We start from the raw sequence: 18,985 nt of genomic DNA on the forward strand, positions 1-18,985 counted from the left end.
CCCGCCGCCTGGCATCATCAGTGCGAGCAGCCCAGGTTCTCCAGGATGGGGCAATCGGGCCGCTCGTCCCCGTGGCAGTGCTGCGCCAGATGCTTGAGCGTGGCCGCCATCTCCCGCAGGGACTCGGCCTTGCGCTCCAGCTCATCGACGTGCTCAAGCGCAATGCGCTTCACATCCGCGCTTGCCCGGCTGCGATCCTTCCAGAGCGCCAGCAACTCGTTCATCTGCTCCACTGAAAACCCCAGGTCGCGCGCGCGGCGCACGAAGCGCAGCGTGTGCAGGTCCTGGTCGCTGTAGACGCGATAGCCCGAGTCCGTGCGCACCGCGGGTCCGATAAGGCCGATGCTCTCGTAGTACCGGATCATCTTGGCCGAAATGCCGGACTGCTTGGCGGCTTGTCCGATGTTCATGCTTGCCTCCAGCGGGGGCGGAAGGCCTTCAGACGCAGCGCATTGCCCAGGACGAATACGCTGGACAGCGCCATCGCGCCCGCCGCAAAGATGGGCGAGAGCGAGAGCCCGAAGGCCGGGTACAGGGCGCCCGCAGCCAGCGGGATCAGCGCCGCGTTGTAGGCAAATGCCCAAAACAGGTTCTGCCGGATGTTGGCGAGCGTCGCGCGGCTGAGCGCGATGGCGTTCGGCACGCCGTGCAGGTCATCGGCCATCAGCACCACGGACGCCGCCTCGATCGCCACATCCGTGCCCGTGCCGATCGCGATGCCGGTATCGGCCGCGGCCAGTGCGGGCGCGTCGTTGATGCCATCGCCCACGAACGCCACCTTGCGCCCGCCCTCGCGCAGCGCCGCAATCGCCTGCACCTTGCCGTCGGGCAGGACCTCGGCGCGAACTTCGTCGATGCCAAGCTGGCGCGCAACCGCCTGTGCGGTGTGGCGGTTGTCGCCGGTAATCATGGCGGTCTTCAGGCCTTGCGCGTGCAGCGCGGCAATCGCGGACACCGCCGATGGCTTGACCGGATCCGTCACGGCCATCATGGCGGCGGCCTGACCGTCGATGGCCACGTAAATCGGCGTCTTGCCTTCGTTGCCCCAATCCCTGGCGCGTGCGCCGAACGCGCTGACATCGATGCCGCGTTCGGCCATCAGGCGCGCCGCGCCCGCCAGCACCTTGCGGCCCGCCACGGTGGCCTCCACGCCCGCGCCAGTGATCGCCGCAAAGCCTTCGGCGGGAAGCAGTTCCAGCTTGCGTTCGGCGGCTGCCGCCACGATGGCCAGCGCGATCGGATGCTCGGAGCGCGCCTGCACCGACGCCACCCACTGCAAGACCTGCTGGGCGTCATGGCCCGGCGCGGGTTCCAGTTCGGTCAGCGTGGGCTTGCCCAGCGTGAGGGTGCCGGTCTTGTCGAAGGCCACCACATCGACGTCGCGCAGCGTCTGCAAGGCGTCGCCCTGGCGGAACAGGACGCCCATCTCGGCTGCGCGCCCCGTGCCCACCATGATGGAAGTGGGCGTCGCCAGACCCATGGCGCACGGGCAGGCGATGATCAGAACGGCGACCGCATTGACCAGCGCGTGCGAGAGGGCGGGCTCCGGTCCCAGGAAGAACCAGACCAGGAAGGTGAGCAGGGCGGCCGCCATGACCGCCGGGACGAACCAGGCGGTCACCTGGTCCACCATCGCCTGGATCGGCAGGCGCGCGCCCTGGGCTGCTTCGACCATGCGGATGATCCGGGCCAGCATGGTGTCCGCACCCGTGTGCGTGACGCGCAAGGTGAAACTGCCCGAGGTGTTCAGCGTGCCGCCCGTTGCCTGCATCCCGGGGTGCTTTTCGACAGGCACGGGCTCGCCCGTCAACATGGACTCGTCGACGTAGGAATTGCCTTCGACGATGTCGCCGTCCAGCGGAATCTTCTCGCCGGGCCGCACCATCACGATGTCGCCGGTGCGCACGCGTTCGATCGCAATATCCTGCGCCTGGCCGTCGCGCAGCACGCGTGCGGTGCGCGGCTGCAGGCCAATCAGCCGCTTGATGGCCGCGCCGGTCTTGCCCTTGGCGCGCGCTTCGAGCATGCGGCCCAGAAGGATGAGCGTGACAATGACGGCGGCCGCCTCGAAGTACACGTTGCGGGCCGCCTGCGGCAGCAGGCCGGGCGCAAACGTGGCGACGACCGAATAGCCCCACGCGGCGCCGGCGCCCAGCGCCACCAGCGAATTCATTTCGGGCGCGCGGCGCCACAGGGCGACCAGCCCCTTGGTGAAAAACTGCCTGCCTGGCCACACCAGCACGGCGGTGGTCAGCACGAATTGAAGCAGCCAGCTGTTCTGCTGGCCGATCGTGCCGAGCACCCAATGATGCATGGCGGGAATCAGGTGCGATCCCATCTCCAGCGCGAACACCGGCAGCGTCAGCGCGAGCGCCACGAAGAACGCCTGCTGCAGGCGGTGCGCCTCGGCGTCGCGGGCCTGCGACTGCCGCTCGGCGTGGTCGTCCTGGGCGGCGATGGGATGGGCTTCATAGCCCATCTTCTCCACGGCGGCGACCAGCGCCTGCGGCTGGGCAGCAGCAGGGTCGAATGAGACCCGCGCGCGCTCGGTGGCGAGGTTGACTTGCGCCTGCGCAACCCCGGGGACATTCGTCAGGGCTTTTTCCACGCGCTTGACGCACGATGCGCAGGTCATGCCTTCAATGGCAAGTTCCAATTCGGAGATGGGGGGTGGGTTTGCTGCGCGCATGGCTGTCTCTGTCTGAATGGGAGCACTCAGTTTCATCCTTCCCATCATAGGAAGGTCAAGCGCCATTCTACGCTTGACCTTGCCATAATGGGAACGTTTAACCTGCCCGTCATGGTGGCCGTGCGCCACCTTTGAACCTTCCGGAGAAACACCATGACCATCGCTTTCCAAGTGCCTGACATGACCTGCGGCCATTGCGTCAAGACAATCACCAGCGCCGTCAACCAAGCCGTCCCGGGCGCGGTTGTCGCCGTCGACCTGCCCGCGCATCGCGTAACGATCACGGGAACCGACGAGGCCGACAAGGTCGAGGCGGCCATCCGCGACGCCGGGTACGAGCCCGCGCGAGTCTGACGCGGTCCGTCGCGGCTTTGTGATAGCTTTCGTATTTCTTTAGAGATTCAATCATTGTCTATAACTATCAATCAATTGAATTAATTAAATTGGATTGTTTGATAGTCCAGATTTATGATTCTTCTCATGGCGGATCGAAACCGCCAATTTATTTAGCTACCAAGGAGAAATTCGAATGCTGCAAAACCGCGAAGGCCAACGTGTTCCCAATGTGACGTTCCCCGTTCGTGAGGACAACACGTGGAAGAAGGTCACGACCGACGACCTGTTCAAGAACAAGACGGTCGTGGTCTTCTCGCTTCCCGGCGCGTTCACGCCGACCTGCTCGTCCACCCACCTGCCGCGGTACAACGAACTGGCCCCCGCGTTCTTTGCCTCGGGCGTGGACAGCATCGTCTGCGTGTCGGTCAACGACACCTTCGTCATGAACGAATGGGCCAAGGATCAGGAATCGGCCAACATCACGCTGCTGCCCGACGGCAACGGCGCCTTCACCGAAGGCATGGGCATGCTGGTCGACAAGAGCGACCTGGGCTTTGGCAAGCGCAGCTGGCGCTATTCCATGCTGGTCAAGGACGGTGTCGTCGAAAAGATGTTCATCGAGCCGGAAAAGGAAGGCGACCCGTTTGAAGTCTCGGACGCCGACACCATGCTGGCTCACGTCGCGCCGTCGGCCAAGAAGCCGGACCAGGTGGTCGTGTTCTCCAAGCCGGGCTGCCCGTTCTGCGTCGAAGCCAAGGCGCTGCTGGACAGCAAGGGCTACGCCCCGATCGAGATCCCCCTCGAAAACAAGGTCCGCGGCCGTGTGATCGGCGCGGTGTCGGGCAAGGGCACGGCACCCCAGGTGTTCATCAACGGCGCCCTCATCGGCGGCCTGGAAGACCTGAAGGCGCACTTCGCCTGATCTCCTGGCGATGGGGCCGGGCAGGGGGCGTGCCCCCTTCCCGCCACGAAGCGCGGCGCACGTCGCCGCGCTTTGCTCGACACTGAAAAACTTGCATCACAGGGGGTTCCCAATCATGAAGACGCTGCACACCGACATTGCCGTCATCGGCGCCGGCACCGCAGGCCTGGCTGCCTATCGCGCCGCCAAGGCAGCGGGCAAGCGCGCGCTGCTCATCGAAGGCGGCCCTTACGGCACGACCTGCGCCCGCGTGGGCTGCATGCCGTCCAAGCTCTTGATCGCCGCCGCCGAGGCCGCGCATGCGGCGGCGCACACGGAAGCTTTCGGCGTGCATGTCGGCGGCGAGATCACGGTTCACGGCGCCGAGGTCATGGACCGCGTCAAGCGCGAACGTGACCGTTTCGTGGGCTTCGTGGTCGATGGCGTCGAGAACATTCCCGCCGAGGACAAGGTACGCGGCTACGCAAAGTTCGTGTCCGACACGGTGCTGCATGTGGACGACCATACCGAAATCCAGGCCTCGCGCGTGGTGATCGCCACCGGCTCGCGCCCGTCGGTGCCGCCGCCGTTTCGCGCACTGGGCGACCGGCTCGTCGTCAACGATGACGTGTTTGCGTGGGACGATCTGCCGAACCGCGTCGCGGTTTTCGGCCCCGGCGTGATCGGGCTGGAACTGGGGCAGGCGCTCGCCCGTCTTGGGGTGGAAGTTCGGGTCTTCGGCATGAGCGGCAGCCTGGGCGGCATCAGCGATCCGCAGGTGCGCCAGACCGCGCGCAAGATCTTCCAACGCGAGTTCTACCTGGATACGGACGCCCGCGTCCTGGAAACGACCCGCGTCGGCGACGAAGTCGAAGTGCGTTACGTGGCGCTGGACAACAGCGAGCGCACCGAGCGCTTCGATTACGCGCTGGTCGCCACGGGCCGCCGCCCCAACGTCGATGGCTTGGGCCTTGAAAACACGTCGCTGGCGCTGAATGCGCAGGGCGTGCCGCAGTTCGACCGGTTGACGATGCAGGCCGGCAGCGCGCCGATCTTCATCGCGGGCGACGCCAACGCCGACGCGCCGTTGCTGCACGAGGCCGCCGACGAGGGCCGCATCGCCGGCGAAAACGCGGCGCGCTTTCCCGATGTGCGCCAGGGCCTGCGGCGTGCGCCACTGGGCGTGGTGTTCTCGGATCCGCAGATCGCGCTGGTTGGCGCGGGCCATGCGAAGCTGGTGCCAGGCACGTTCGTCATCGGCGCGGTCGATTTCAGCGACCAGGGCCGTTCGCGCGTAATGCTCAAGAACCGCGGCATGCTGCACGTGTATGCCGACATCGAAACGGGCCGCTTCCTGGGCGCCGAAATGATCGGCCCCAGCGCGGAACACATCGGTCACCTGCTGGCGTGGGCCGTGCAGCAAGAGCTCACGGTGGCGCGCATGCTGGAAATGCCGTTCTACCATCCCGTGATCGAGGAAGGCCTTCGCACCGCGCTGCGCGATGCGGCCTCGAAGCTGGCGCTGGCGCAGGAAGCCTTGCGCGATGCCGACGTCGAAACGGTCTGAACCGCCGTAAGCCCGCATGTAAAAAGGGCCGCGCCATGAAGGCGCGGCCCTTTTGCCGTCTGCGCGATCGCACCGCCGCAAGCGGGCGGCCCGTCAGTCGTCCGATTGCTTCTTGGGAACGGGGAACGGGTTCTCGCGGTATTGCAACGTGAAGCCAGCCCGCTCGTCCTGCGCCAGTTCGCGCGCCAGGTACGGCATGGCCTGTTTCAGCGCGTCGTGCAGCGTCCAGGGCGGATTGATGAGGAACATGCCGCTGCCGTGCAAGCCATAGCCGTCGATGGTTGCCTTCTTGACCGTCAGCGTGGCGTGCAACCAGCTCTTGACCTTCAGGTTTTCGAAGTGGCGCGCCATTTCGCTGGCTTCGCGCCGTTGCACCAGCGGATACCAGATGGCATACGTGCCGGTGGCAAAGCGCTTGATGCACTCTTTGACCGTGACGAGCGTGCGGCGGTAGTCGTGCTTGTCTTCATACGAGGGATCGATCAGCACCAGCCCGCGCCGCGTGGGCGGCGGCAGCAGCGCCTTGACGCCTTCGAAGCCATCGTCGCCATAGATGGTGGTCTGGCGCTGCGCGGCGCGGCCCTGGTGTTCCAGGTTGCCGACCAGCGTGTCGATTTCGGTGGGGTGCATCTCGAACAGGCGCAGGCGGTCGGACGGACGCAGCGCGTCCAGCTCCAGCCAGGGCGAGCCCGGGTAACGGCGCAGCCGGCCGTTGGTGTTGTAGTCGCGGATGCGCGCAACGTAATCGGCCAGCAGCGGCGGCAGGTCCTTGGCTTCCCACAGGCGGCCGATGCCGTCCGCAAACTCGGACGTCTTGGCGGCCCAGTCGCTGTCCAGGCTGTAAAGGCCGGCGCCGGCGTGGGTGTCGACGACCCAATACGGAGCGTCTTTCTTGTTGAAATAGTCCAGGGTGTGGACCAGGATGGCGTGCTTGAGCACGTCGGCGTGGTTGCCGGCGTGAAAGGCGTGGCGGTAGCTGAACACGGGGCTGTCTGCCTCAGGCGGCGGGCCGGATGGCGGCCAGCTCGTCGGTGAAAATGCCGTCGATGCCCCAGTCGAGCAGCAGGCGCGCGCGCTCGGGGTCATTGACGGTCCAGGCCGCGATGCGGTAGCCGGCGGCGTGCACGGCGTCGATCAGTTCGCGGGTGGCGTCCTTCTGGTTGATGTTCAGGGCGACGCACTGGTACTTGGCAAGCCGTTCACGCCAGTCGGCCGGCACCTTTTCCACCAGCAGCGCGCGCGGCAGTTCGGGCGCGGCCTCAAGGGCGGCTTGCAAGGCTTCCTCGGCAAACGAGGACAGCAGCGGCGCCGTATCGGCGCCTTGCCACCATTGGCGGGCCGCCAGGGCGACGGCGCGGCCGGTCTCGGCCTCGCGGCCGGGGCAGGGCTTGATCTCGACGTTGCTGGCAATGCCATTGGCCAACGTGTAGCGCGCGACAGCGGCAAAGGTGGGCAGCGGTTCGCCCGCGTAGGCGGGCGAATGCCAGCTGCCGAAGTCCAGCTGGGCCAGCTCGGCGAACGTCTTGGTGGCCGCGGGGCCGGTGCCGTTGGAGGTGCGGTCGACGTCGTCGTCGTGCATCAGCACCGGCACGTTGTCGCGGCTGAGCTTCACGTCGTATTCGAACATGGTGAAGCCGTTTTCGGCGCCCACGCGCATGGCGGCCAGCGTGTTCTCCGGGGCCAGGCGGCCGCCGCCGCGGTGCGCGATGTAACGGGAGTAGGGCCAGGAGGGAAGGGTTGCGGTCATTTCGGTGCTGCTTCGGGGTTCTTTTGGGACGGGTTGCAAGGATACCTTGTCTTGGCCCGCACCTACTTCAGCGGCGCCTTGTCCTCGGAGACGTCCATGATCATGCGCGTGGCCAGATACAGGCGCGGCACGATGCTGCCGATCAGGACATACTCGGCGTCATTCGAATGCGCGCCGAAGCCGCTCAGCCCCATCCCCTCGATGACGGGGCCGCGCGCCTTGAGCGCCGCAAAGGCGGCGTCCGTGCCGCCGCCGCTGGCCCGGTCCACCACTTTCAGCGGCAGGTCCAGTTCCTGGTAGATCTTCACGCCGTGCAGGGCAAGCGCGCGCGATGCGGCCGTCGCTTCCAGCGGCGGCCGGCGGACCTCGAATTTGACGCTGACCTTGGATTCGGGCAGCAGCTTTTTCTGCACCCGTTCCTCCAGCGTGCGCGCCAGCGCGTCGAAGTCCGACACGCGCAGGGCGCGGGCGTCGCCCTGCGCGGTTGCCAGGCCGGGAATGACGTTGCGGTTGGTGCCAGCCTGGGCGACCGTCCAGTTCAGTTTCAGTCCCTCGTCGGGCTTGGACAGGTCGTCCAGCTGCAGCAGCTGATGGGACAGCTCATAGAGCGCATTGACGCCGCCCTCTGGCCGCGCGCCCGCGTGCGAGGTCTTGCCTTGCACCGTCAGGTAGGCCGCCCCGATGCCGCTGGTGGCCAGCGTCAGGCGCGGCTCCATGCCGCCGCCCTCGAACGAAAAGACGGCATCCTGATCGGCGCCCAGACGGGTGATGGTGCTTCGAGCCCCCGGCGAGCTGATCTCCTCGTCCCCGTTGATCAGCACGGTCAAGGTGCCGTAGTCGGATAATTTCAATGTCTTGAGCAGGGCGATGGTGTGCAGGATGGCCGCCACGCCGTGCTTGTCGTCGGCGATGCCCAGGCCGTAGGCCTTGTCGCCATCGATCCGGAAGGGCTGATCCTTCAGCATGCCGTTGCGGTACACGGTATCCATATGGGCGATCAGCATGATCTTCTTGCTGCCGCTGCCCTTGAACTGGGCGTGGACCATCGGACCGACCTTGTCAGGCGTGTCGTCCAGCCGGAAGACATCCGACGGCGCGATGATCTCCACGGTGCCGCCCAGCGCTTGAAGCCGGTCACGGATCAGTCCGGCGATGCGTTCGACGCCCTCGACGTCCTTGCTGCCCGACTCGATGTTCACCAGGTCGCGCATCGTGTCGAGCACCGCCTGCTGCTGGCCCTTGGCCGCGTCCAGCACCTCGGCGACCGGAGCGGCCTGCACGGCCTGGGCGCAGCCCAGGAACGCCAGGGCGACGCAGGATTTCAGAAAAGGCAGGCGGGAAGGCATGAACGGCATCGTGAGTGACCCTTTTAGCGCGCGGGAGGGAGACCGGCCTTGCGCCGGCCTGGCAGTGGGGGCCCGATTGGCGGGGCAGCCCCAGCCCACGATACGAGCGCCGGGCGGGGCGGGTAATGGGGGTTTCCCGGGTTGACGGGCGCGCGACGGGCGGGGACGGAACAGCCGCCGCCATGGCCGTCGCGGGGCGGGAGAACCGCGGGCCTCCGTAATGAATGAGAAATGGTAAAATCCGCCCGCTGATCCCGGTAATAACCGGTATGGGAATAGGGGCGAATCCACTTCGCCTTTTTTTATGCGTTTTCGTGCGGCCCCGGGCATCCATCCCGGAGCGCGGCAACAGGGATTCCATGTTCGAATTTATTCGCAGCCATCGGCGCTGGATGCAGTTCATCCTGCTGATCTTGATCGTGCCTTCCTTCTTCCTGGTCGGGATTCAAGGCTATGACAGCTTCATGAACCGGGAGCCCGAGCTCGCGACGGTGGCTGGCCAGCCGATTTCCCGCGCCGAGTTCGACCAGGCGCACCGCAACCAGCTCGACCAGTTCCGCCAGCGCCTGGGCACGCAGTTCGACCCGGCCGTGATCGACACGCCCGCGTTGCGTGAAGGCCTGCTGAACCAGCTCATCAACCAGCGCCTGCTTGCCAATGTGGCCGCCGACAACCGTTTCTCGGTGTCCGACGAGACCCTGCGCAACACGATCGCCGCCATTCCGGAAGTCCAGGACAACGGCCGTTTCTCGCCCGAGCGCTATCGCCAGGTGCTGGCCGCGCAGGGCATGTCGCCGACCTCGTTCGAAGCCGGCCTGCGCCGTGACCTGGCCATCGCCCGGGTGCTCGAGCCCGTGGGCCAATCGGCCCGCGCGCCGGCCGAAGTGGTGGCCGCGCTGGAATCGGCGCTGACGCAGACGCGCACGGTGCAGTTGCGCAATTTCTCGGCAGCCGACTTCCGTTCGCAGGTCACCGTCACCCCGGCCGACATCCAGGCCTGGTACGACGCCAACAAGCAGCAGCTGCAGGTGCCGGAACAGGTGCAGGTCCAATACCTGGTGCTGGACGAAGCGGCCGCCACGCAGGGCGTGCAGGTCAAGGACGAAGACCTGGCTGCTTACTACGAACAGAACAAGAACCGCTTTGGCCAGCCCGAGCGCCGCCGCGCCAGCCACATCTTCATCGAGCTGCCGTCCGGCGGCTCCGAAGATGCCCGCAAGGCCGCGCGCGCCAAGGCCGAAGACATTGCCAAGCAAGCCGCCGCCGACCCCAGCAAGTTCGCTGAACTGGCCGCCAAGAATTCGCAGGATTCCGGCTCGGCCGCCAAGGGTGGCGACCTGGGCTGGATCGCGCCGGGTTCGCAGGCGGGCCCGCTGGACAAGGCCATCTTCGGCCTTGCCGCCAATCAGGTGTCCGGCGTGGTTGAAAGCCCGTTTGGCCTGCACATCCTGAAGGTCACGGAAATCAGCCCGGCTGCCATCAAGCCGCTGGCCGAGGTCAAGGACCAGATCACCGCCGAAGTCCGCAAGCAGATCGCCGCGCAACGCTTCTCGGAGATGGCCAGCCAGCTGAACAAGCAGGTCTACGACCAGCGCGACAGCCTGCAACCGGCTGCCGACGCCGTGGGCCTTAAGCTGCGCACCGCCTCCGGCGTGACCCGCGAAGGTCTGCTGCCCGCCGCGAAGGCCGGCCCGGGTTCCGCCGCCGACAGCCCGGACGCCGCGCTGCTGGACAACCCGCGCGTGCGCCAGGTGCTGTTCTCGCCCGACGTGCTGCGTGAAAAGCAGAACTCCGGCGTGATCGAACTTGCCCCCGACACGATGCTGGCCGTGCGCGTCGCCGCTGTCGAGCCTGCTCACGTGCCGCCGCTGGACAAGGTCAGCGACGTCATCCGCGCCAAGCTGCTGGACGAGCGCTCGGCCGAAGCCGCCAAGAAGGCAGGCGAGGCTGCCCTGGCCGCCAACAAGGCCAATCCTGCCGCGGCGCCTGAAGGCTTTGGTCCCGCCGTCACGGTGTCGCGCCAGAATCCGCAGGATCTGTCGCGCCCGGTGCTGGATGCCGTGATGCGCCTGCCGTCGGCCGCGCTGCCGGCCTTCACGGGCGTGCAGTCCGGCGTGGACTACACGCTGGTGCGTCTGGAAAAGGTGGAAGCGGGCCAGACCGAAGCCGCCGACAAGGAGCGCCTGGCGCAGCAGTTGTCGGGCGCCTGGGGCCAGGCCGAAAACGAAGCCATGATCCGCATGCTGCGCGAGCAGTACAAGGTGAATGTGCTGCCGGCCGCAGCCGACGTCATTCGCGGCGATCAGGCCCAGGCCGCGGGCTGATCGCCGCAGGCAACGCTCAGTTCAACAGGGGCCGCAGCGTCGGCCACACGTTGTCGAGCAATTGAGGCTGGGCATCCTCGTTCGGATGGATGCCGTCAGCCTGGAACATCGCCCGGTTCGTTGCGATACCTTCCATCAGGAAGGGCACGAGCCGGGCGTTTTCGTCTTTGGCGACCTTGCTGAACACCGCGGCAAAGCGTTGCGCGTAATCCCGGCCATAGTTCGGCGGGATCTGCATCCCGACGATCAGCACGTCGGCATCGGCCTTGCGGGCCGCCTGAGCCATCGTTCGCAGGTTCTGCTCGGTCATGTTCAGGGGCAGGCCGCGCAGCGCGTCATTGGCGCCCAGCTCCAGCACGACGACGGCGGGGGCGTGCTGGCGCAGCAGCGCGGGCAGGCGGGCCACGCCGCCGCTGGTCGTGTCGCCGCTGATGCTGGCATTGACGACCTTGAACTTCGGGTATTGTTCGGAAACCCTTTCAGACAGCAGGGGCACCCAGCCAGTGCCGCGCTTGATGCCATACTCGGCCGACAGGCTGTCGCCCACCACCAGTACGGTGCGCGGCGAGGAACCCTGGGCCGCGGCGGCGGTCTGAGCGTGGGCGGGCGCCGCCGCGGCGGTCGCAAAGGCAGTCACGAGAAGCAGACGGGAAAATAGGCGCATGGATAGCAATAACTCAATCGTGGTGAAAGGGCTGGGCAAGCGGGTGGCCGATGCCGGCGGGTCGCTTTCTATCCTGGAAGGAATCGATTTTACGGTCGCCGCGGGCAGTGCCGTGGCCATCACCGGCAGCTCCGGTTCGGGCAAGTCGACTCTGCTGGGACTGCTGGCCGGCCTGGATGTTCCCAGTGCGGGCAGCGTACACCTTGCGGGGCAGGACCTGTTTGCCTTGGACGAGGACGGCCGCGCGCGCCTGCGGGCCAATCATGTGGGCTTCGTGTTCCAGTCGTTCCAGCTGCTGCCCAATCTGACCGCGCTGGAAAACGTGATGCTGCCGCTGGAACTGGCGGGCCAGTCCGCGCGCGAGGCCGCGCAGGCCATGCTGGAGCGCGTCGGACTGGGCGCGCGCCTGCACCACTATCCGCGCACGCTGTCAGGCGGCGAGCAGCAACGGGTGTCGCTGGCCCGGGCCTTCGTGGTGCAGCCAGACCTGCTGTTCGCCGACGAACCCACCGGCAGCCTGGATGCCGCCACTGGCGTGACGGTCATCGACCTGATGTTCGACCTGCACCGCGAACAAGGCACGACGCTCGTGCTGGTCACGCATGACCCGCAACTGGCGGCGCGCTGCGGGCGGCAACTGGTGCTGGCGGCCGGCCGGATGGTGCCGGCTGATTGAGGCGCTAGGCCAGTTCGCGGATCGGCACCACCGGATCGACGTCTGCGTCGTAATCGACGCCGTCGATTTCAAAGCCGAACAGCCGCAGGAAGTCGCGCTTGTAGCCGGCAAAATCGGTCAGCGTATACAGGCTGGCCGTGTCGACCTGATCCCATAGCGCCTGCACCCGCGCCTGCACCTTGGGATCCAGTTCCTTGTAGTCGGCGCGTAACCGGCCCTCGTCGTCCAGGATGGGGGAAGGGCCGCACAGGCTGTCGCGATACAGTCCGTACACCTGTTCGATGCAGCCTTCGTGCGTGCCGTCTTCCTTCATGACCTTAAAGAGCAGCGACAGGTACAGCGGCATCATCGGGATCGCCGAACTGGCCTGCGTCACCACGGCCTTGAGCACCGACACGCGGGCATCGCCGCCGCGCGCGGCCAGCTTGGCGCGGATGTCCAGCACGCGCTGGTCCAGGTCTTTCTTGGCCGCGCCGATGGACCCGTTCCAATAGACGTCGTGCGTGATCTTTTCGCCCAGATAGGTGAAGGCGGTGGTGGTGGCGCCTTCGGCCAGCACTCCGGCTTGCAGCAGCGCATCGATCCACATCTGCCAGTCTTCCCCGCCCATCACGGCGACGGTGGCGTCAATCTCGTCTTGCGAGGCCGGCTCCAGCACGCCGTCCTTGATGAGTTCCTTGTCGGTGTCCAGGCCGCGCAAGGTCACGGACTTGCCGATGGGCTTGAGCGTGGAGGTGTGGACCTGCCCCGTCTTCGGGTGCGTGCGGCGCGGCGCGGCCAGGCTGTAGATGACCTGGTCGACCTGGCCCATGTCCGCCTTGATGGCGTCGATGGTGCGCTGCTTGAACTCATCGGAAAACGCGTCGCCGTTGATGCTCTTGGCGTACAGCCCCTCGGATTGGGCGAACTTGTGGAACGCGGCGCTGTTGTACCAGCCCGGCGTGCCCGCCTTGCTGGCGTCGCCCGGCCGCTCAAAAAATACGCCCAGCGTCTGCGCGCCACAGGCGAATGCCGCGCTGATGCGCGCGGCCAGGCCGTATCCCGTCGACGCGCCCAGGACCAGCACGCGCTTCGGTCCCCCGGGCACCGGTCCTTGCGCCTTCACGTAGTCGATCTGTTGCTTCACGTTGGCTTCGCAGCCGGCAGGATGGGTGGTGACGCAGATGAAACCGCGCACGCGGGGCTTGATGATCATGGGAGCCTCTTGTTGGGGATACGCCAGGGGCAGATGCCGGATCGGGCATCAGGCGAAGCGCATTGTACGGGAGGCGGGCGGCCCCTCGCTGGGGGCGCCGCCGCCGTTCAGCGCCGGGCCGTCGTGCCCGCGGCCGCCTGGGCCAGCGCGGCGCCCTGCGCGCGGCTGCGCCGCCATTCGATCATGCCGATGCCCACGCCGCTGGCGCAGATGATCGCAATGCCCAGCCAGGTCAATGGATCGGGAAAATGCCCCCAGACCAGCCAGCCGACCGACGTGGCGCTGATGATCTGCAGGTAGATGAAGGGCGCTAGCGTGGAGGCCGGGGCGCGGCGGTAGGCGGCAATCTGGAACAGGTGGCCCACGCAGCCGGTGATGCCGGTCGAGATCAGCACCATCCAGTCGAACGCCGACAAGGCCTGGAGCACGGGCAGGGCGGGCGGAAGGATGAAGGGCAGGGCGAGCGTCAGGCAGATCGTGCCCACGGCGCCGCTCCAGATCAGCGAGGTGAACGGATCGTCGCCGGCCACGCGGCGCGTGGCGATGAATTGCGCGGTAAAGCAACAGGCGGTCAGCAGGCCGAAGATCGTGCCCACCGGGTGCAGGCCGCCGCCGGGGCGGATGACGATCAGGACGCCGACGAAGGCGATGCCTGCGGCGACGAAGCGCGACATGCGCGCCGGTTCCTTCAGGATCCAGGGCGCCAGCGAAAGCACGAGCAGCGGCGCCAGGAAATTGATCGAGGTGGCTTCGGCCTGGGGGATGTAGCTGAGGGTCGTGAAGAACATCAGCGTGGCCAGGAACATCGAGCCGCCGCGAATGAGCTGTTCGCGCGGCTTGGTGCTGCGCAGCACCCGCACGCCGCGCGCGGGCAGCACCAGCGCCAGGACGAGCACCAGATGGATGGCGTAACGGACCCACGACAGCACCAGCAAGGGCACGCCCGCGTTCATGACCCATTTTCCGCTCGCGTCCAGGCACGACAGGGTCCACATCGACAGCACGAGCAGCAGCACGCCGATCATCGGGCCGCGTGCGGTTGACGCGCCGGAGCGCGGGCGACCGTTATCGGCCGGGGACATGGCGGGTACTCCTTTCAGCGTACACAGGGCATGGCGCCTTTGGGGCGATGAGCGGCTGACATGATACGCTCATCCCGCCGGGGGAAAAGGCCAATGATAGAACTACGCAACGTCGAAACTTTTTTTTGGGTCGCCACACTGGGCAGCTTTCGGGCCGCATCGGACAAGCTCAACACCACGCAGCCCGCCGTCTCGCAGCGCATTGCTTCGCTCGAGGCGGATCTGGGCGTCAAGCTGTTCGAGCGCGACGCGCGCGGGGTCAAGCTGACCGCCAAGGGGCACGAACTCCTGTCGCATGCCGAACGCATGCTGCAGGTGCGGCGCGACATGTTCGAGGCTGCGCGCGAGCAGAACGTCATGTCCGGCACCGTGCGCATCGGTGTCGCCGAGACCATTGTGCAGACCTGGCTGCCCGCGCTCATCGAACTGATCCATGCGACCTATCCGGCACTGGTGCTGGAGATCGAAGTGGACACCACGCACGTGCTGCGTTCGCACCTGATGTCGCGCCAGATCGATCTGGCCTTCTTGATGGGGCCGGTGCTGGAGGCGCGCGTGGAGAACCTGCCGCTCTGCACGTATCCGCTGGCGTGGGTGGCCAGCCCGCTGCTGGATCTGGGGCCGGAGCCCTTGACGCTGGCCACGATCGGCAAGCTGCCGATCATCACGTATCCCTCCAACAGTTCGCCTTACCGCGTGGTGCGCGACATGCTGACCCGGGCGGGCGTGACCTCGCCACGCATGTACGGCAGCGCTTCAATGTCCATGGTGGTCCGCATGACGCAGGACGCGATCGGCACCAGCGTCATCGCGCCTGTGTTCCTGGGCAAGGAACTGGCCCGCGGCGAGTTGCGGATCCTGCAGGTGCAGGCCGACCCGCTGCCTGAGCTGAGCTTTACCGCCACATGGGTGCAGGGCCCCGACAGCCATGCCGTGCGCGTCATTGCGCAGATGGCGCAAAAGGTCGCCGCGCAGGCCTGAGCAGGCAAAACCGCCGTAGGTGTTTTCCCGAGGCAGCGGCGTTGCGGGCTGCGCCGGGACGTGTCCGCCAGGCTCTGTTCCGCACCCCGTCGATGGCCGCAAGGCCGCGCCAATACGTCGTTTGCGGCGAATGGCGTTGCTTGGCGCCGCGAGACCCAAGAAAAATTTATACCCCCACATCGGAACATACGATTGGACGCTTGCCGCCCCTGGCGATGCAATGGCGCTCATAACGACGTAGGGCCTGGATATACCCATCCTTGACCACCGATTCCTACCGGCGCGCGACCAGGACAACGGGATCCCGCGCGCGACAGACGATCCCGCCAGCCAGGAGTTTTTCCATGAAGAAGTCTCTTGTTTTTGCCGCCGTCGCCGCCAGCTTGCTGGCTGGCGCCGTCCAGGCCCAGGACCTGCCCAAGACCCATCTGAAGATCGTGGGTGGCCTGTCGAACCTCACCGCCTACAACGACTACGAAAAGCCGTTCTGGACCAAGACCATTCCCGAGCAGTCCAAGGGGCAGGTCACGGCGGAGATCAAGGGCTTCAATGAAATGGGCTTGAAGGGGCCCGAGCTGCTGCGCCTGATGTCGCAGGGCGTGATCGAATTCGGCACCGCCACGCTGTCTTACTTTGCCAGCGACAATCCGATCAACGAGGCCATCGACCTGGCTGGCCTGGCGCCCGACGTCAAGACCGCTCGCGCCGTCACCCAAGCTTTCGAGCCCGTTTACGCCAAGCTTTACGGCGAAGGCAACAACGTCAAGCTGCTGGGCATCTCCACGTATCCCGCGCAAGTGCTGTTCTGCAATGCCGAGATCAAGGGCCTGGCGGACATCAAGGGCAAGAAGGTCCGCACCAGCAGCCGCACCACGGCCGAGTTCGTCGAGGCGCTGGGCGGCTCGAGCGTGACGATGGCCTTCGGCGAAGTCGTTCCCGCGCTGCAGAACAAGGTTGTCGATTGCGCCATCACGGGTTCGCTGTCGGGTTATTCGGCCAAGTGGTACGAAGTGTCCACGCACCTTGTCGCGCTGCCGATCAACTGGAACCAGCAGATCCACGCCGTCAACCAGAAGGCCTGGGACAAGCTGGATCCGAAGGTGCGCACGTTCCTGCAAGCCCAGATCACGACGCTGGTCGACAACATCTGGGATGCCGCCGCCCGCCAGACGCAGGAAGGCTATGACTGCAACACCGGCGCGGCCGCATGCCCGTTCCCGGTCAAGGGCAAGATGGTCCTGGTGCAGCCGTCCGAGGCCGATCAGGCGCTGCTCAAGAAGGTGGCGCAAGAGGCCGTCCTGCCCAAGTGGGCTGCCCGCTGCTCGGCGCAGTGCGTCAAGGACTGGAACGCCACCGTCGGCAAGACGCTGAACCTGACCGCCAGCAAGTAAGCGCCAGAAGGCGCCGGCCTTTGGGGCCGGCGCCAATTCCGGCCTGTGCGGCGCGCGGCAACGGTGACCCTGCATTCGGGTCGGCGGTGGCCGCCCGCGACGCCGGGTCGAGCCACCAGAGGTTCCTTTCATGACACAAACCGAACACTTCCGCCTGCTCGGCGGCCTGTTGCGGCGCGCCGAGAGCTTTTCCCGCGCGGCCGTCTGGGCCGGCGGCGCCCTGACGGTGGCTAGCGTGCTGCTGATCTCCTTCGACGTGCTGGCCCGCAAATTCCTGGGCTTCACGACCGGGGGCGCGGACGAGTTGTCCAGCTACGCCTTTGCCATCAGCACATCGTGGGCGCTCGCCTTTGCCACGCTGCAACGCGCGAACGTGCGCGTCGACGTGCTTTACCAATTCCTGCCGGTGCGCCTGTCGGCGGTACTGGACTGGATCTCCATGGTGGCGCTGGCCGTCTTCATGGTGTTCCTCACTTATTACGCCTACGACGTGGTGGTGACCTCGTGGACCCAGAAGTCGGCAGCCAACACGCCGCTCGCCACGCCGCTTTGGATACCGCAAGGCCTGTGGTTGCTGGGCCTGGGCTGGATGTGCATCACGGTCGCGCTGATGCTGGCGCGCGCGTCGGCCGCGCTGGTCACGGGCGACATCGAACTGGTCAAGCAGATCTGCGGCGTGCGTTCGGCGCAGGAAGAGGCTGACGAAGAAGCCGCCGCTGGCGAGCGCATGGTGAAGGGAGAAGCCGCATGATTGCCACCGCCTTGACACTGCTGCTGGTCCTGATCGGCCTGTCGATTCCCGTAGGCGCAGCCCTGGGGGTGCTGGGCCTGATTCTGGACCCGATGTTCTCGATGCTGCCGCTGACGCGCGCCATCGGCGAGATTTCCTGGAGTTCCAACAACGAGTTCCTGCTGGTCGCGATTCCGCTTTTCATCATGCTGGGCGAGGTGCTGCTGCGTGCCGGCTTTGCCGAGCGCATGTACAGCGCGATGAGCCTGTGGCTGTCGTGGCTGCCGGGCGGATTGATGCACGCCAACATTGGCGCCTCGACCCTGTTCTCGGCGACCTCCGGCTCCAGCGTGGCAACGGCCGCCACCGTGGGCACCGTCGCCATTCCGCAGATCCGCAAGTACGGCTACAACGAGCCGCTGTTCCTGGGCAGCCTTGCCGCGGGCGGCACCCTGGGCATCCTGATCCCGCCATCGATCAACCTGGTCATCTATGGCGTGCTGACCAATTCGTCGGTGCCCAAGCTGTACCTGGCCGGCATCATTCCGGGCTTCGCCATGGCGGCGCTCTTCATGCTGACGGTCGTGATCGCCTGCGTGGCCAAGCCCTCGTGGGGCGGCAAGAAAATCCGCGCGACCTGGGGCGAGCGCATCGCCAGCCTGGTGCACCTGGCCCCGCCGCTTGGCATCTTCTTCCTGGTGGTCGGATCGATCTACGCCGGCCTGGCGACGCCAACCGAGGCGGCCGCGCTGGGCGTGCTGGGCGCATTCATCCTGGCGGCGTGGTACCGGCGCCTGACGTGGTCGATGCTGCGCGAGGTGCTGGAGGGCACGATGCGGTCCACGGCCATGATCATGCTGATCGTCATCGCGGCCAGCTTCCTGAACTTCATCATGTCCGCCACGGGTTTGACCGACGCGCTGACCAAGTCCATCACCGGACTGGGCCTGTCGCCGGGCTGGATGCTGCTGATCGTGGTGATCTTCTACCTGGTGCTGGGCTGCTTCATGGAAACGCTGTCCATGATGATCACGACCATCCCCATCGTGGCGCCCATCATGATCGGCCTGGGCTACGACCCGATCTGGCTCGGCATCGTCATCATCGTGCTGGTGGAAGCGGCGCTCATCACGCCGCCCGTCGGGTTGAACCTGTTCGTGGTGCAAAGCCTGCGCAAGAGCGGCTCCATGAGCGCAGTCATTGTCGGCAGCCTGCCGTTCGTGGCCGCCATGTTCGTGATGCTGGCGCTGCTGGCCTTCTGGCCGGACATCGCCCTTTGGCTGCCGCGCGCCTTCGGTTGACGCGCCCTTGATACCGGCGCGGCCCAGCGGCCGCGCCATTCTCCATCCCCTTATT

General features: G+C 66.3%; 17 protein-coding genes. 9 read left to right on the top strand and 8 right to left on the bottom strand.

Annotated elements, in window-relative coordinates:
- Positions 1-17: 17 nt before the first annotated feature.
- Together cueR and ASD87_RS03890 are read right to left on the bottom strand one after the other, a co-directional pair.
- Positions 18-410 (bottom strand): Cu(I)-responsive transcriptional regulator, encoded by a 393-nt coding sequence (gene cueR, locus ASD87_RS03885; protein ID WP_056317380.1) that lies wholly within the window; start codon positions 408-410, stop codon positions 18-20.
- Complete coding sequence (locus tag ASD87_RS03890) at positions 407-2,689, bottom strand: heavy metal translocating P-type ATPase (protein ID WP_056317382.1); 2,283 nt, start codon at positions 2,687-2,689, stop codon at positions 407-409. Before ASD87_RS03890 ends, cueR begins: the two co-directional genes overlap by 4 nt.
- 153 nt (positions 2,690-2,842) lie before the next feature.
- On the opposite strand from ASD87_RS03890, the gene ASD87_RS03895 reads away from it, so the two are divergent.
- The 3 genes from ASD87_RS03895 to ASD87_RS03905 all read left to right on the top strand — a co-directional run bounded on the left by ASD87_RS03895 (position 2,843) and on the right by ASD87_RS03905 (position 5,493).
- On the top strand, positions 2,843-3,043 hold the full coding sequence (locus tag ASD87_RS03895; RefSeq protein WP_056317385.1) for a heavy-metal-associated domain-containing protein: 201 nt from the start codon (positions 2,843-2,845) through the stop codon (positions 3,041-3,043).
- A gap of 175 nt (positions 3,044-3,218) precedes the next feature.
- Positions 3,219-3,947 (top strand): glutathione peroxidase, encoded by a 729-nt coding sequence (locus tag ASD87_RS03900; protein ID WP_056317387.1) that lies wholly within the window; start codon positions 3,219-3,221, stop codon positions 3,945-3,947.
- A 115-nt stretch (positions 3,948-4,062) separates the two neighbouring features.
- Positions 4,063-5,493 carry a dihydrolipoyl dehydrogenase gene (locus tag ASD87_RS03905; protein WP_056317389.1) on the top strand — a complete coding sequence of 477 codons (1,431 nt, stop codon included), beginning with the start codon at positions 4,063-4,065 and terminating at the stop codon, positions 5,491-5,493.
- A gap of 93 nt (positions 5,494-5,586) precedes the next feature.
- Here the strand turns inward: ASD87_RS03905 and ASD87_RS03910 are convergent, their stop codons facing one another.
- The 3 genes from ASD87_RS03910 to ASD87_RS03920 form a co-directional block, all read right to left on the bottom strand.
- Positions 5,587-6,477 carry a 23S rRNA (adenine(2030)-N(6))-methyltransferase RlmJ gene (locus tag ASD87_RS03910; protein ID WP_056317390.1) on the bottom strand — a complete coding sequence of 297 codons (891 nt, stop codon included), beginning with the start codon at positions 6,475-6,477 and terminating at the stop codon, positions 5,587-5,589.
- A gap of 13 nt (positions 6,478-6,490) precedes the next feature.
- Complete coding sequence (gene ugpQ, locus ASD87_RS03915) at positions 6,491-7,240, bottom strand: glycerophosphodiester phosphodiesterase (protein ID WP_056317392.1); 750 nt, start codon at positions 7,238-7,240, stop codon at positions 6,491-6,493.
- Positions 7,241-7,302: 62 nt separating this feature from the next.
- Positions 7,303-8,595, bottom strand: a complete 1,293-nt coding sequence (locus ASD87_RS03920) for a M20/M25/M40 family metallo-hydrolase (RefSeq protein WP_056317395.1) — start codon at positions 8,593-8,595, stop codon at positions 7,303-7,305.
- A 350-nt stretch (positions 8,596-8,945) separates the two neighbouring features.
- Between ASD87_RS03920 and ASD87_RS03925 the strand changes: the two genes are divergently transcribed.
- The gene (locus ASD87_RS03925) at positions 8,946-10,910 is read left to right on the top strand and encodes a SurA N-terminal domain-containing protein (RefSeq protein ID WP_056317398.1); all 1,965 of its coding nucleotides are present in this window, start codon (positions 8,946-8,948) and stop codon (positions 10,908-10,910) included.
- Positions 10,911-10,926: 16 nt separating this feature from the next.
- On the opposite strand, the gene ASD87_RS03930 is transcribed toward ASD87_RS03925, so the two are convergent.
- On the bottom strand, positions 10,927-11,574 hold the full coding sequence (locus ASD87_RS03930; protein WP_056317400.1) for an arylesterase: 648 nt from the start codon (positions 11,572-11,574) through the stop codon (positions 10,927-10,929).
- On the opposite strand from ASD87_RS03930, the gene ASD87_RS03935 reads away from it, so the two are divergent.
- Complete coding sequence (locus ASD87_RS03935; RefSeq protein ID WP_056317404.1) at positions 11,573-12,250, top strand: ABC transporter ATP-binding protein; 678 nt, start codon at positions 11,573-11,575, stop codon at positions 12,248-12,250. The two genes, ASD87_RS03930 and ASD87_RS03935, sit on opposite strands and share 2 nt — an antisense overlap.
- Positions 12,251-12,254: 4 nt before the next feature.
- Here ASD87_RS03935 and fabV read toward each other — a convergent pair whose 3' ends face one another.
- Together fabV and ASD87_RS03945 are read right to left on the bottom strand one after the other, a co-directional pair.
- Complete coding sequence (gene fabV, locus ASD87_RS03940; protein ID WP_056317406.1) at positions 12,255-13,445, bottom strand: enoyl-ACP reductase FabV; 1,191 nt, start codon at positions 13,443-13,445, stop codon at positions 12,255-12,257.
- 107 nt (positions 13,446-13,552) lie between these two features.
- The gene (locus ASD87_RS03945) at positions 13,553-14,527 is read right to left on the bottom strand and encodes a DMT family transporter (protein ID WP_056317409.1); all 975 of its coding nucleotides are present in this window, start codon (positions 14,525-14,527) and stop codon (positions 13,553-13,555) included.
- Between the two features lie 93 nt (positions 14,528-14,620).
- Between ASD87_RS03945 and ASD87_RS03950 the strand changes: the two genes are divergently transcribed.
- From ASD87_RS03950 to ASD87_RS03965, 4 genes are all read left to right on the top strand, one after another.
- Positions 14,621-15,508, top strand: coding sequence for a LysR family transcriptional regulator (locus ASD87_RS03950; RefSeq protein ID WP_056317412.1), 888 nt, complete (start codon positions 14,621-14,623; stop codon positions 15,506-15,508).
- 344 nt (positions 15,509-15,852) lie between these two features.
- On the top strand, positions 15,853-16,899 hold the full coding sequence (locus tag ASD87_RS03955; RefSeq protein ID WP_056317414.1) for a TRAP transporter substrate-binding protein: 1,047 nt from the start codon (positions 15,853-15,855) through the stop codon (positions 16,897-16,899).
- A gap of 130 nt (positions 16,900-17,029) precedes the next feature.
- Positions 17,030-17,650: a TRAP transporter small permease subunit gene (locus ASD87_RS03960; RefSeq protein ID WP_056317417.1), complete on the top strand. Its 621-nt coding sequence runs from the start codon at positions 17,030-17,032 to the stop codon at positions 17,648-17,650.
- Positions 17,647-18,930, top strand: coding sequence for a TRAP transporter large permease (locus ASD87_RS03965; RefSeq protein ID WP_056317419.1), 1,284 nt, complete (start codon positions 17,647-17,649; stop codon positions 18,928-18,930). Before ASD87_RS03960 ends, ASD87_RS03965 begins: the two co-directional genes overlap by 4 nt.
- Positions 18,931-18,985: the final 55 nt, after the last annotated feature.

It is taken from the genome of Achromobacter sp. Root170 (genome assembly GCF_001428165.1).
Lineage (GTDB): Bacteria > Pseudomonadota > Gammaproteobacteria > Burkholderiales > Burkholderiaceae_B > Achromobacter > Achromobacter mucicolens.